Source organism: Tardiphaga robiniae (genome assembly GCF_001618955.1).
Classification (GTDB): domain Bacteria; phylum Pseudomonadota; class Alphaproteobacteria; order Rhizobiales; family Xanthobacteraceae; genus Tardiphaga; species Tardiphaga robiniae_A.
In genome coordinates, this window is record NZ_LVYV01000023.1 from 117,953 (window position 1) to 131,595 (window position 13,643).

Here is a 13,643-nt window from a genome sequence, read left to right on the forward strand (position 1 = left end):
TGCAGAAGCGAGGATCGGTGATCACGCATGGATAATCTGATCATGGCGGTCTTCGAGATCGCCAGTTTCGGGGCGATCGTCGTGCTGGTCGTGCTGGGGCTGGGGATCATCGCCAGCATGATGGGCATCTTCAATTTCGCGCAGGGCGAGTTCGTTCTACTCGGGGCCTATGTCACCTACATTGTTCACACCGCGGGTTTGCCGGTGTGGCTCGGTATGATTGCGGCGCCATTTGTCGTCGGCGCGTTAGGCTTCGTGCTGGAACGCCTCATCGTCCGGCGATTCTATGCCGCGCCGATCGTCGCCATGCTCGGCACCTATGCGCTTGGGTTGATCATCCGCGAGATCGTGCGTGGCCTGATCGGCGGGCTGTATCTCTCGGTACCGGAGCCGGTCGGCGGTTCGGTGACCATCGGCGGCATGCATTTCTCAACCTGGCGTCTGGTGATCATCGTGATCACCGCGCTGGTGATGGCAGGGAGCTATCTGCTTCTGGCGCGCACCGCGTTCGGCCTGCGCATCCGCGCTTCGCTGGAGAACCCGGCGCTGGCGCGGGCCTCCGGCATTTCGACCAACGCAATCTATGGCGCAACCTTCGCCTTTGGTGCCGCGCTCGCAGGTCTGGCTGGCGCGCTGATCGTGCCGGTGTTCACGCTGTTCGCCGATCTCGGCATCCGCTTTCTGATTCAGGGCTTCGTCGCTGTCATGGTCGGTGGCATCGGCTCCTTTGCCGGCCCGGTCGCTGGCGCAGGCCTGATCGGCACGCTGAGTGCGGCGCTGCCCTGGGTCATCTCGCCCGTTATCGCCGATGTCGCCGTATTCGTGCTCGCCATCATCTTCATCAAATTCCGGCCGCAGGGCCTTGTTGCAGGAAAAGGGGTTTAGTCCGATGTCACGTGACGCCAACAATCTCAGCCGCCGCCGCTTTCTCGGCAACTTCGCCTTTGCTTCGACGGCCATCGCCACCGGTGTCGGCAGCTGGGTCATCCCCGCAGGCTGGGCCAACGCGGCAGCCGGACCGATCAAGGTCGGTGTCGGTACCGATCTGACCGGGCCGATGGGCTATGCCGGCAATGCTGACGCCAATGTGGCCAGGATGGTGATCAAGGACATCAACGATGCCGGCGGTCTGCTTGGCCGGCCGCTGGAACTGTATATCGAGGACACTGCGTCCAATGAATCCGTCGCGGTCGGCAATGTGCGTAAGCTGATCCAGCGCGAGAAGGTCGATCTGGTCATCGGCGGTATCACCTCGTCGATGCGTAACGCCATCAAGGACGTCATCGTCTCCCGCGGGAAGACGCTCTATATCTATCCGCAACTCTATGAAGGCAAGGAATGCACGCCCTATCTGTTCTGCACCGGGCCGACCCCGGCGCAGCAATGCGATGAATTCATTCCCTGGCTGATCAAGAATGGCGGCAAGAAATTTGCGCTGCCCAGTGCCAATTACGTCTGGCCGCATACGTTAAACGTCTATGCGCGCAAGGTGATCGAGGCCAATGGCGGCGAGGTCGTGTTCGAGGAGTACTATCCGCTCGACCAGATCGATTTTTCGTCGACAGTGAACCGCATCATTTCGAACAAGGTCGATGTCGTCTTCAACACCGTCATTCCGCCAGGTGTCGGGCCGTTCTTCAAGCAGCTCTCCGAAGCGGGCTTCCTCAAGAATGGCGGGCGGCTCGCCTGCGTCTACTATGACGAGAACACGCTGAGCATCAATCAGCCGGCCGAGATCGAGGGCCTCGCGAGCTGCCTCGATTACTTCAAGGCGCTGACGCCGGAAGATCCGTTCAGCGCCAAACTCCAGGCTGCCTACGAAAAACAGTTTCCGGGCAATTTCCTGTTCGCGGCTGGCAGCGCCGCGACCGGCACCTATCGCGGCCTGAAACTGTGGGAGGCGGCCGTCAAGGAAGCCGGCAGTGTCGATCGTGATGCAGTTGCCAAGGCGCTAGACCATGCCAAGATCGCCGAAGGCCCGGGCGGCCCGGCCGAGATGGTCCCCGGTCAGCGGCACTGCAAGATGAAGATGTATACGGCGGTGGCCAAGGGCGGCAAATATGAGGTCGTCGCGCGCAGCGCCGGTCTCGTCGATCCCAAGGAATGCTGAGCCGATAGTTCTAACCTCACGGGAGTGACCGATATCACTCCCGCTTCTCTTTCTCTCATGCCGGCGACCTGATGACCGAGACGACGCCACTCTCTGCCGTATCTCTGACGCGAGGCATCAGCGCATCGCGCCAATGGCGCGTGCTGCCGATGATCGAGATCGCAGTGCTGGTCATCGGCCTGCTGCTGCCGCTGGTGCTGCAGGACTATCTCACCGTCTATGCCACGCGCGTGCTGATCCTCTGCCTGTTCGCGCTGTCATTCGACCTGGTCTGGGGCCATGCCGGCATCATGAGTTTCGGCCAGGCCGTGTTCTTCGGCTCTGCCGGGTATGGCGTGGCGCTGCTGGCGCGCGATCTCGGCATTACCTCGATGCTGCTGGTGTTGCCTGCGGGAGTGCTGATCGGCTTCGCCTTCGCCCTGCTGCTCGGCGGCTTTCTGCTGCTTGGTCGCCATCCCGCCAGCGTGATTTTCGTGGCCCTGGGCACGCTGACCGGCTCCTATGCCTGCGATCGCCTGGCGCGGGGGTGGTATTATCTCGGCGGCCAGAACGGCATTCCCTCGATTCCGCCGATGACAATCGGCAGCTATGAGCTCACAGAGGGACCTGCCTATTACTACACGGCCATCGGCTTTCTGATCGTGGTCTATCTGCTCTGTCGTTTCCTGATGCGCTCGCAATTCGGCCTCGCGCTGGCCGGCCTGCGCGAGAACGAACAGCGCATCGCCTTCTTTGGCTACAAGGTGCAGCACCTCAAGGCGATCATCTTCTCGCTCAGTGGCGCCATCGCCGGGCTCGCCGGCAGCCTCTATGCGTTCCACGAAGGCTTCGTCTGGCCCAACATGCTGGGCGTCGTGATTTCCACCCAGGTGGTGCTCTATGTGCTGTTCGGCGGCTCCGGCACACTGATAGGCGCCGTGATCGGCACGGTCGTCATTGAGGCCGTCAGCTTCTGGCTGTCGAACAGCTATCAGGACATCTGGCCGATCATTCTTGGCGTATTGCTGCTGCTGGTCATCCTGTTCCGGCCCGCAGGACTGGTCAGCCTGTTGTTGTCAGAGCGCGAGCGCGTCGGCAGCTTCGGCCGTCCGGGGAAGCGATAGTCATGGCGCTTCTGGAAGCAAGAGGCCTCATCAAGATATTCGGCAAGCTCACGGCGCTGAACGGCGCGGACCTGACCATCGCCCACAATGAGTTTCACGGACTGATAGGTCCCAATGGTTCCGGCAAGAGCACGCTGATGAAATGTATCGCCGGTGCAGAGACGCCGACGCAAGGCACGGTTACATTTGCTGGTCGCGATATCACGCAGGCTTCGCCGGCGGAGCGCGCCCGTGCCGGTATGAGCCTGAAATTCCAGATCACCAGCGTGCTGCCGGCGCTGACGCTGTACGACAACATCCTGCTGGCACTGCAGGCGCAGACGTCGCTGCTCAATCTGGCGCTGTCGCGCACCCGCGGCGTGCTGCATGACAAGGTAATGGCGATGCTGGAGCAGTTCCGCCTCGTCGATCGCGCCCACGAGCCGGCATCCGCTCTGTCGCACGGGCAGCAGCAATGGCTTGAGATCGCCATGGCGCTGGCGCCCGAGCCGAAGCTCCTGCTGCTCGATGAGCCGACCGGCGGCATGAGCCTGGAAGAGCGCCGCGTCACCGGCGAATTGTTGCAGCCGATCAAGGCGCGCTGTTCGCTCGTCATCGTCGAGCACGATCTCGATTTCATCCGCGATATCTGCGACCGCCTCACGGTGCTGGATCAGGGCCAGATCCTGCAGACCGGCTCGGTGCAGCATGTGCAGTCGTGCCCCAGGGTCCAGGAGGTCTATCTCCGCCGTGCCTGACGATAAATTCCTCGATATCCAGTCGCTGGATGCCGGTTACGGCCGCAGCCAGGTGCTGTTCGGCGTTACGCTCAGCGTGCCGTGGCGCGGCGGCGTGGCCATTCTCGGCCGCAACGGCGCCGGCAAAACTACGTTGATGAAGGCTATTGTCGGCGAGTTGCCGGTGCTCGGCGGTGCGGTGAGCCTCGATGGCCGCGATGTCGGCAAACTGCCGACCGAGCAGCGTATCCGTCGCGGCGTCGGCTATGTCCCGCAGGAACATTCGGTGTTCGCGAAACTGTCGGTGCGGGACAATCTCGCCGTCGGCGCGCTGACCAATCGCGACAGCGGGGCAGTCAACCGCGTGCTGGAGATTTTCCCCAAGCTCGGCCAGCGGCTCGACCAGTTTGCCGGCACGCTGTCCGGCGGTGAGCGCAAGATGCTGGCGATCGGACGCGCCATGCTGTCCGACCCCAAAATCTTGCTGCTGGATGAGCCGACTGAGGGCGTCTGGATCGGTGTCATCGAGGAAATTACCGAGCGCCTGATCCTGCTGGCGAAGGACATTGCCGTCGTCATCGTCGAACAGCATCTCGATCTCGCGCTTCGCGTCGCGAGCCGCGCTTACGTGCTGGATCGCGGCCGGGTAGCGCTGACAGGTTCGGCCGGCGAGATTCGCGACGATCCAAGATTATTGCAGTATTTGGCGCCTTAGAGCCAAGCGAGATCGTTGGCACCTACCTCTTTGCAGCTCTCGCTTCAGGGTGAATTATGTCCGCTTTTGGCCCAAAGCGGACGCTTCTGATCCGGAAGTCCGGCCTTACTGAGTGTTCGAGGTCGCCTTTCGGAATGCCGGATTCCAGGCGGCGCATTTATTCAGAGGTTTAAAGTGACATCATAAATTCCGTGATCTTCTGTGTCGGCCATGACTTCGAAACCCAGCTCTCTACACATTTGAAGCATGATCGTGTTTTCGCGCATGATTTGGCCAACGATCTGTTTAAGCCCTTCGGAGCGGGAATACTCAATAATCAACTGCATCAAAGCCCAACCGAGCCCTCTGCCTTTGAGGTCCGATTGAAGGAGGATGGCATATTCACCGGAAACGCCGTCGTCTTTACGATGCATCCTGACGACGCCAAGTGGCTCCTGGCTCGCCTCATCGAATGCGATGAATGCCATGGCCTTAGCGTAATCAATCTGCGTCAAGCTTACGAGAAACGGGTGGGAGAATTCTTTGATGGCACCAAAGAAGCGAAGCCTGCGATCCTCTTTATTAACGTGGGAGAGAAGCGTCAGAACCGAAGGTTCATCCGCCGCCGTGATCGGCCGCGTAAAAATTCTCCAGTCAGAATTGAGAACGAGATGTCGCTCCCATTCGACCGGGTAAGGACGAGTTGATCCACCGACCGCGTTCATGTGTGGCTCGTGGCTTGATCCTGCATTAAATGCCGCCCTGTAGCTTGGCAGAGAGCATCCTCAAAATACCTTCGTAAGTGGTAACCATCTTCTTATGCCGATCGATTGTCTCGGCCGTTATGTCCTGCCAGTCGCCACCGGTGGCGCGCTTGCCGATTTGCAATTCGCCAGCTTTCATAGGCGACATGTGCTCGTGGCATTCGTCCAGAGCTTCCCTGATGCCATGTGCGCATGTTTCAAGATTTATCATGGGTGCCTCGTGGCTATTATATGGTGCAGGCGGGTAACAAAGCCTATTGAATGTTTCTATGTCGTTTGAAGCAGATGGCGGATTTCCTAGGCCGAATCGGAGCCGCACTCCGCCAAGTTCCTCACGCAATGACGCGCGATTACTAACTCCTCGTTCGTCGGAATGATCCTTATTTCAATACTGCTATCCCTAGTGCTGATGCACGCGGATCCCGCTTTGTTTGCGTCTGCATCGAGGGCGAGACCTAACCAGCTCAACTGCTCGCAAACGCGCCGTCGAATTTCCTGTGCGTGCTCGCCAATCCCACCGGTGAAGATCAGGCAATCCAGACCATGGAGACTGTTGACCATCATCGCCGATTGTCTGGCGATAGAATCCACGAACAGATCGATGGCTTCGGAGGCATACGGGCTTTCACTTGCGAGCAGTGCTCGTATGTCGCCTGATAGTCCCGACACTCCAAGCAGCCCGGAGTCTCGATAGAGCAGGTCTTCGAGGTCGGTTGCCGACATTCCACGCTGTTGTTGCAGATAGAGGAGCACGCCGGGATCAATGGCGCCGCAGCGGGTCGCCATCACCAAGCCGTCGAGCGGCGTGAAACCCATTGTGGTGTCGATACTGGCGCCATCGCGCATGGCGCATAGACTGGCGCCGCTGCCCAGATGTGCGACAACGCATCGTTTCTCGCCGGCAGATGGTGAGAGTTCCTGGAGTCGTCCGGCAATGAACTCGAACGACAGTCCATGAAATCCGTAACGGCGGATGCCGGTGTCATGAATCTGGCGTGGAATGGCAAAGCGGGTGGCGGAGGCGGGAAGTGAGTGGTGGAACGCCGTGTCGAAGCAGGCAACCTGGGGCAGTTCCGGCCGTTCGGTCATGATCGCACGTATCGGCGATAGACAGCGTGGCTGATGCAGTGGCGCCATCAGTGTCAGCTTTTCAAGCTCATTGACTATCGATCCCGTCAATCGGACCGGCGTTGCGAAGGCCAATCCGCCATGCACCACGCGATGACCAACTGCAATCAGATCGTCACTGGCAAGATAGCCATCGACCCAGTTCAACGCATCGAGCAGCAGCTCTTCTCCGTGGCGGTCTGCGACCTTGCGATGCCGATCATAGAGAATGGCTCCATCGGTCTCCTTGATCGTCAGGCGCGGTTCGACCTCGTGTTCGTCCAGACTCCCTCGGCAGAGCAATCTCGGCTCCCCATCCGATGCGATATCGAATAGCGCAAGCTTGATGCTTGAAGAGCCGGAGTTCACGACAAGGACGGCATCTGGCATTGTTTGTCCTCAGTCGACGGTGTGCTTGGTGAAGCGGTCTGGCCAGCTCCAATCGCGAATCTGCGGCATGTCTTCGCCATGGGCGCGCACATAAGTTGTGTGCTCAAGCAGCTTGTCGCGAAACTGCTGCTTGATCGCCGCCGCTGTGATGCCGAGGCCAGGAACGCGTTCGATGACGTCGATGGCGAGATGGAAGCGGTCGAGCCGGTTCAGCACCACCATGTCGAACGGCGTGGTCGTCGTCCCTTCCTCCTCGAAGCCATGTACATGCATGCCGGCATGGTTGGCGCGGCTGTAGGTCAGGCGGTGGATCAGGTTGGGATAACCGTGAAAGGCGAAGATCACCGGCTTGTCCCGGGTGAACATGCCATCAAAGTCGCGGTCATCCAGTCCGTGCGGGTGCTGCGTCTTGGGTTGCAGCGTCATCAAATCTACGATGTTGACGACGCGGATCTTCAAGCCGGGTACGGCTTGCCGCAGTAAGTCCACTGCGGCCATGGTTTCCAAGGTAGGCACGTCGCCACAACAGGCCATTACGACATCCGGTTCGCTGCCTGTGTCTTCGGTGCCAGCCCATGGCCAGATACCGATTCCGGCATCGCAATGGGTCGCAGCATTGTCCATGCTCAGCCATTGCGGCGACGGCTGCTTGCCGGCAACGATGACGTTGATGCGGTCGTAAGTACGCAGCACGTGATCGGTGATCCAGAGCAGAGTGTTGGCGTCCGGCGGAAAGTAGATCCGGACGATATCGGCCTTCTTGTTGGCGACCAGATCGACAAAGCCCGGATCCTGGTGACTGAAGCCATTATGGTCCTGGCGCCAGACATGGGATGTGAGGAGATAGTTCAGGGAGGCAACGGGACGTCTCCAGGGCAGCGTCCGGGATACTTTCAACCACTTTGCGTGCTGATTGAACATCGAGTCGACGATATGGATAAAGGCCTCATAGCAGGACATCAGCCCGTGGCGGCCGGTCAGCAGATAGCCTTCCAGCCAGCCCTGACATAGATGCTCGCTAAGCACTTCCATCACGCGGCCGTCCTGGGCGAGATGGACATCGTAAGGTTCGATGCCCTCCATCCAGACGCGCTCAGTCACGTCGAATACCGCGTCTAGCCGGTTCGACGCCGTCTCGTCGGGACCCATGATGCGAAAATTGCGCGCCTCGGCGTTTAGCTTGATGACGTCGCGCAGGAACTGCCCCATCACGCGCGTTGCTTCGCCTTCGGTCCCGCCGGGATGGGGAACATCGATGGCGTAGTCGCGGAAGTCAGGCAGCTTCAGCTCGTGCTTCAGCAAACCGCCGTTGGCGTGAGGATTCGCTCCCATGCGCCGGCGACCCTGCGGCGCCAGAGCCTGCAACTCAGGTAGCAACCCACCGGCATTGTCGAACAGATCGTCGATTCGGTAGCTGCGCATCCATTCTTCGAGCAGACTGAGATGTTCGGGATTGCCGCGCGGGTTGACAATCGGCACCTGGTGAGCGCGCCAGAAACCTTCGACCTTCAAGCCGTCGACTTCCTTGGGGCCCGTCCAGCCCTTTGGACTGCGCATGACGATCATGGGCCATTTCGGCCGATCCACCGTTGCGCGACCGTCACGAGCGGAAGCCTGGATCGCACGAATCCTGTCGATCGCGCGCTCAAGCGTGTGTGCCATCAGCGGGTGCATCATGGCGGGATCGCTGCCCTCGACGAACATCGGCTCATGACCGTAGCCATGAAACAGATGGCGTATTTCGTCGTCGCTCATCCGCCCCATCACAGTGGGATTGGCAATTTTGTAACCGTTGAGATGAAGAATGGGCAGTACCGCGCCGTCATGCTTCGGGCTCAAGAACTTGTTGGAGTGCCATGACGCGGCGAGGGGGCCTGTCTCCGCTTCGCCGTCTCCGACGACACAGGTGACGATCAGGTCGGGATTGTCGAAGGCCGCGCCGTAGGCGTGCACCAGCGCATAGCCGAGTTCGCCGCCCTCATGGATGGAACCGGGAGTTTCCGGAGCCGCATGACTTGGAATGCCTCCCGGAAACGAGAACTGTCGAAACAGTTTCTGCAGTCCGTCTTCGTCCTGGGTAATGTCCGGATAGACCTCGCTATAGGTGCCTTCCAGATATGTATTTGCGACCATCCCCGGGCCGCCATGGCCGGGGCCGCAGATATAGATCATGTCGAGGTCGTGGGCTTTAATAACGCGATTCAGATGCGCGTAGATGAAGTTTAGCCCAGGTGTGGTTCCCCAATGGCCGAGCAGGCGGGGCTTGATGTGGTCCTTGCGCAACGGCTCGCGCAGTAGGGCGTTGTCGAGCAGATATATTTGACCCACCGACAGGTAATTTGCGGCGCGCCAATAGCGATCAATCAATTGCACCTCGTCGGTGCTGAGGAAAGCTTCTCCATAACGTGGCATATGCTGCACCTTGATCCAGTCGCTACACGGCGGCAAATATCAGCCGCCAGCATTTGCATCGCTTTGTCGTAAATGTCAGCGGCTTGCGGGTGCGTCGCCGCGCAATGTACCGATCTTGAAGTGCTTCTTGGCGTAAGCGACGATTTGGCCATCGGTCGGATGGTCAGCGGCCTCGACGCCGACAATGCGGCTGCCGATATGCGTGTGCTCTCGCAGATAGGTCGCCAGTTCGGTTTTCGCCTGCGCCGGACCAATGATCAGAATCTCACCAGCATCACTCACCGCGTCCGCCGCGTCTTTCATCAGTCCCTTGTCTTCGTGGACATGACCGCTTCCGATTTCGTTGGCCTTGTGATGAATGTGGCGTGTCTCGAATGTTGGATGGAGATCGAGTTGATCTGTCCCGGTGAGGCCGACATGGAATATCTTCGCTTCGCGATGATCGATCCAAACGATCGCATGAAAATGATGCATCTTGTTTCCTTGTTTGCGATTTGCTCTCGCGTCTAACTTGCTCTTGCAGCGGTGTTATCCTCTGCAGAAGCGAGGTACATGCTTGCTGTTGCGAATGTCGTCGCAGAACAGTACGGCAAACGGCGAGTGGCCGTTTGACATACGTCAAACAGCTGTCACGTCAGAAACGATCTAATTGAAAAGACCACGAACACGCGTGTTGATCGAGTTCACGTCATCCAAACCGCCAGAGCGGCGTAAGTTCCGAAAATAAGTTATAGGTCGACGATAAACGGAGTTTCGTTCCGGCGATCAGGCAGAAGGAACTTCGTTGTATGATTTGAGGGCGATCCGTGTCACCCAACATGTGGCCTCCACTTCAACCCGCGTGTCGTCCTGCTGACGACGCTCGATGGCGCCTCCACTGGCCTATTTTGGCATAAGCGCAGGAGATCGTCGTGATAAATGCACCTTTGCTGATAGCCAGCGCCAACGGCGATGCGCTCGAATTGCGCCCTACAGGAAGCTGGACCGTCGTCAATGCGGCGACTCTGGAGCAACTATCTGCCAGCATAGCGCCTCAGCTCGCGCGGGCCCGGTCGGTAACCGTGAACATGTCCGGCGTCCGCGAGCTCGACACGTTGGGCGCTTGGCTTATCGAGCGAATATCGCGACATTTGGCCGGCGGCGGACAACGTGCGCACATTGTTGGTGCTGCAGATGACTATATCGATCTGATCGAAGAATTGAGACAGGTCAATCGACGACGTAATCCGGGTCCCACCGAGCGTAAGTCCATCGCCGACAGATTGGAAATGCTGGGTCGGGCGGCGCTGGCGGCAATTCTGGATCTGTCGGTTTTCCTTCAAATGCTCGGCGCGATTTGTCTGGCCGCTGTCGGTGTGTTTCGCCGTCCGAGATCATTTCGGCTGACATCACTGGTTTACCAGATCTATCGCGTCGGCTGGCAGGCGCTTCCGATCGTGGTGCTGATTACATTTCTGATCGGCGCCATTATCGCGCAGCAAGGCATCTTCCACTTCCGTAAGTTCGGCGCGGAGGCTTATGTGGTCGATATGGTCGGGATCCTGGTGTTGCGTGAACTGGGAGTTCTGATCGTTGCAATCATGGTCGCCGGAAGATCCGGGAGCGCCTACACCGCTGAACTGGGCTCCATGAAGATGCGCGAGGAGATTGATGCTCTATCGACGATGGGTCTTGATCCCGTCGATGTACTGATCCTGCCTCGCGTCGTCGCACTGATCATTGCATTGCCGATCCTGGCCTTCGTTGGGGCGGTGGCGGCGCTTTACGGGGGAGGCCTCGTCGCCTGGTTTTATGGGGGGATGTCGCCGGTAACATTCATAGCCCGGCTACATGAGGCAATCTCGGTGACGCATTTCGAAGTGGGTATCATCAAGGCGCCATTCATGGCGCTGGTGATCGGGATCGTCGCGTGCAGCGAAGGGCTTCGCGTAAAAGGGAGCGCTGAATCCCTAGGCAAACAAACAACGACATCTGTCGTGAAATCGATCTTTCTCGTCATCGTTCTCGACGGACTATTCGCCGTATTCTTCGCATCGATAGGAATGTAGCGATGCAGGAGACAGATACGCATGTTGCCATCCATGTTGAGGACCTGGTTGTCGGTTTCGGCCGCCATATCGTCATCGATCATCTGTCACTCGATGTTCGGCGCGGCGAAATCCTGGGGCTTGTAGGTGCCTCCGGTGGCGGGAAATCAGTGCTGATGCGGACCGTGATTGGTTTGATCGAGCGGCAAAGCGGAAAGATCGAGGTCATGGGGAGCGATATCGGTCTGACGCCCGGGCGCCGGACAAGGGATGCCGCTGCAAAATGGGGAGTGCTGTTTCAGCAGGGAGCACTGTTCTCGTCACTCACGGCATTGCAGAACGTCGAGTTTCCGCTTCGCGAGAATGCAACGCTCTCGGACGAACTCATGACTGAGATTGCGAATGCCAAGCTTGAAATGGTGGGTCTCGCGCCCGAAGACGGTGTCAAGTTTCCGTCGGAGCTTTCTGGCGGCATGACAAAGCGAGTCGCGCTTGCACGCGCATTGGCGCTGGATCCAGCCATCGTCTTTCTCGATGAACCGACTTCCGGCCTCGATCCTATCGCAGCTGGCGATTTCGATACGCTGATCAAGACGTTGCAGAAGACGTTGGGGCTCACGGTCTTCATGGTCACGCACGATCTCGCCAGTCTGAACACCGTTTGTGATCGCGTGGCCGCCCTGGCTGATGGAAAAATCGTCACGATCGGACCGATGAGCGAGCTGCTTCGATCCGAGCATCCATGGGTTAAGGCTTATTTCCATGGCAAGCGCTCCCTCATGCTCCAACCAAAGGCGATTTGATATGGAAACGCGCGCTCCTTTCGTCATCGTCGGTGCATTCGTTCTCGCAGCTATCGCTGCAGTGTTCGGCTTTATATTCTGGCTGCATAGCACCGGAAATTCAGGTCCGCGGACTGCCTATCAGATTCAGTTCGACGGCTCTGTGCCGGGTCTGCTGGTGGGCGCCGCGGTGCTCTTTAACGGCATTCGCGTGGGCGAGGTGACGCGTCTCGATTTGGCGGAGGATAGTCCCAGTCGCGTCAATGCAAGCATCTCGGTCGTGAACACCACTCCCGTTCGCAGTGACACAAAGGTGGGATTGGACTTCCAGGGACTGACGGGGGTGCCGGTAATCGCATTGGAGGGAGGTAAATTACTGACGAATTCCGCTCCCGTGACGATGCTGGTAGCCGAACCCGGCGCTGGCCGCAGTATGACACAAGCGGCACGCGAGGCCCTTGGGCGGGTCGACGGCGTTCTGGCGGACAATGCCGCGCCGCTCAAAAGCACGATCGCCAATCTTCAAGTGTTCTCAGAAGGACTCGCTCGCAACACCGGAAAGCTCGACGGAATTGTCAGCGGTCTGGAGCGAATGACGGGCGGCGGCGCTTCTCCGGTATCTAAGGCGACCTATAATCTTCGCGCTGCTGTTGATTTCCCGGCACCAACCAAAATACTTAAGGGGCAGTTCGCGATACCCGAGCCAACAGCTGTCGTCCTTTTGCAGACGCAACGCTTCTTGTTTTCGCAGCCCAAAAACACGGCGGGATTCCCCGATGCGCAGTGGGCAGACAGCATTCCCAAGCTCGTCCAGGCGAAGATCTTGGAGAGTTTCGAAAACTACGACGCAACACATGCACCCACGCGGCCGATGGACGGCGTTCAGCCCGATTATCAGCTTTTGATCGATGTCAGACGATTTGACGTTGGGCCTGATGAAACGCCTGCGGCAGAAATTGAGTTGTCTACAAAGATTCTGGATAAGGATGGAAAGGTCATCGCTTCACGGATATTTCGCCAGAGCCAGAGGATTGAACAGCTGGATGCACCAGGAACCGTTCGGGCTTTCGACTCTGCTTTCTCAAACCTTGCCAAAGAGCTCGTCTCTTGGACTATCCAGAGTTTCTGACTTTGCAATCAGCAATGGTTGGCTTGGCGCTGTTCGGGGGCGTCGTCGAACACGCCCGCATACAAACCCAGGCGCATTTTCAGGCGACGATGGCGGCCGAGACGGGAGATGTCATGGAGCAGTTGCGCGCTGCCGCGCGGTGGCTGCTGACCGTCAATCTCGACCCGACCCTGATCGCCTTCAAGCGGATTGCGTTCAGCGAAGCCCTCGTTGTTGGACAGTCGGTCGATAGCAGGACCGATGATCCGACCATGGACCGGCTGTTTGCTCTCCGCAAGGAGGCGCAGGACACCGGCATACTCGCCGACGGAGATACTCCCTTCCTGGCCACGCATCTGCTGGACTGCGTCGCGATATGCTCGATCGCATGACCTATGCATCGACGTGCGCTCAGAATGCCAATTCTGAG

Annotated in this window: 14 protein-coding genes; 9 read left to right on the forward strand and 5 right to left on the reverse strand. The window is 58.8% G+C overall.

Annotation, left to right across the window (positions count from 1 at the left end; translation table 11 throughout):
* Positions 1-27: 27 nt before the first annotated feature.
* The 5 genes from A4A58_RS18125 (at position 28) to A4A58_RS18145 (ending at position 4,644) form a co-directional block, all read left to right on the forward strand.
* Complete coding sequence (locus tag A4A58_RS18125; RefSeq protein ID WP_068734618.1) at positions 28-885, forward strand: branched-chain amino acid ABC transporter permease; 858 nt, start codon at positions 28-30, stop codon at positions 883-885.
* 4 nt (positions 886-889) lie between these two features.
* Positions 890-2,110 (forward strand): substrate-binding protein, encoded by a 1,221-nt coding sequence (locus A4A58_RS18130; protein ID WP_068734619.1) that lies wholly within the window; start codon positions 890-892, stop codon positions 2,108-2,110.
* Between the two features lie 71 nt (positions 2,111-2,181).
* Positions 2,182-3,213, forward strand: a complete 1,032-nt coding sequence (locus A4A58_RS18135; protein ID WP_068734620.1) for a branched-chain amino acid ABC transporter permease — start codon at positions 2,182-2,184, stop codon at positions 3,211-3,213.
* A gap of 2 nt (positions 3,214-3,215) precedes the next feature.
* Positions 3,216-3,950, forward strand: coding sequence for an ABC transporter ATP-binding protein (locus A4A58_RS18140; RefSeq protein ID WP_068734622.1), 735 nt, complete (start codon positions 3,216-3,218; stop codon positions 3,948-3,950).
* Positions 3,901-4,644, forward strand: a complete 744-nt coding sequence (locus tag A4A58_RS18145) for an ABC transporter ATP-binding protein (protein WP_433993636.1) — start codon at positions 3,901-3,903, stop codon at positions 4,642-4,644. Before A4A58_RS18140 ends, A4A58_RS18145 begins: the two co-directional genes overlap by 50 nt.
* A gap of 161 nt (positions 4,645-4,805) precedes the next feature.
* Here the strand turns inward: A4A58_RS18145 and A4A58_RS18150 are convergent, their stop codons facing one another.
* From A4A58_RS18150 to A4A58_RS18165, 5 genes are all read right to left on the reverse strand, one after another.
* Positions 4,806-5,348, reverse strand: a complete 543-nt coding sequence (locus tag A4A58_RS18150) for a GNAT family N-acetyltransferase (RefSeq protein WP_068734626.1) — start codon at positions 5,346-5,348, stop codon at positions 4,806-4,808.
* A 25-nt stretch (positions 5,349-5,373) separates the two neighbouring features.
* Positions 5,374-5,598 carry a hypothetical protein gene (locus A4A58_RS30365; RefSeq protein ID WP_139069877.1) on the reverse strand — a complete coding sequence of 75 codons (225 nt, stop codon included), beginning with the start codon at positions 5,596-5,598 and terminating at the stop codon, positions 5,374-5,376.
* A gap of 86 nt (positions 5,599-5,684) precedes the next feature.
* Positions 5,685-6,884 carry an acetate/propionate family kinase gene (locus tag A4A58_RS18155; RefSeq protein ID WP_068734627.1) on the reverse strand — a complete coding sequence of 400 codons (1,200 nt, stop codon included), beginning with the start codon at positions 6,882-6,884 and terminating at the stop codon, positions 5,685-5,687.
* Positions 6,885-6,893: 9 nt separating this feature from the next.
* On the reverse strand, positions 6,894-9,296 hold the full coding sequence (locus tag A4A58_RS18160) for a phosphoketolase family protein (RefSeq protein WP_068735343.1): 2,403 nt from the start codon (positions 9,294-9,296) through the stop codon (positions 6,894-6,896).
* A 75-nt stretch (positions 9,297-9,371) separates the two neighbouring features.
* On the reverse strand, positions 9,372-9,770 hold the full coding sequence (locus tag A4A58_RS18165; protein WP_068734629.1) for a translational machinery protein: 399 nt from the start codon (positions 9,768-9,770) through the stop codon (positions 9,372-9,374).
* A 437-nt stretch (positions 9,771-10,207) separates the two neighbouring features.
* On the opposite strand from A4A58_RS18165, the gene A4A58_RS18170 reads away from it, so the two are divergent.
* The 4 genes from A4A58_RS18170 to A4A58_RS18185 are packed head-to-tail and all read left to right on the forward strand — an operon-like array spanning position 10,208 to position 13,605.
* Entirely contained in the window at positions 10,208-11,344 is a 1,137-nt protein-coding gene (locus A4A58_RS18170; RefSeq protein WP_068734631.1) for an ABC transporter permease, read from the forward strand.
* Between the two features lie 2 nt (positions 11,345-11,346).
* On the forward strand, positions 11,347-12,126 hold the full coding sequence (locus A4A58_RS18175; protein WP_068734633.1) for an ABC transporter ATP-binding protein: 780 nt from the start codon (positions 11,347-11,349) through the stop codon (positions 12,124-12,126).
* A gap of 1 nt (position 12,127) precedes the next feature.
* Positions 12,128-13,234 carry an ABC-type transport auxiliary lipoprotein family protein gene (locus A4A58_RS18180; protein WP_068734635.1) on the forward strand — a complete coding sequence of 369 codons (1,107 nt, stop codon included), beginning with the start codon at positions 12,128-12,130 and terminating at the stop codon, positions 13,232-13,234.
* The gene (locus A4A58_RS18185) at positions 13,213-13,605 is read left to right on the forward strand and encodes a hypothetical protein (RefSeq protein WP_244499798.1); all 393 of its coding nucleotides are present in this window, start codon (positions 13,213-13,215) and stop codon (positions 13,603-13,605) included. Before A4A58_RS18180 ends, A4A58_RS18185 begins: the two co-directional genes overlap by 22 nt.
* The last annotated feature ends 38 nt before the right edge of the window (positions 13,606-13,643 follow it).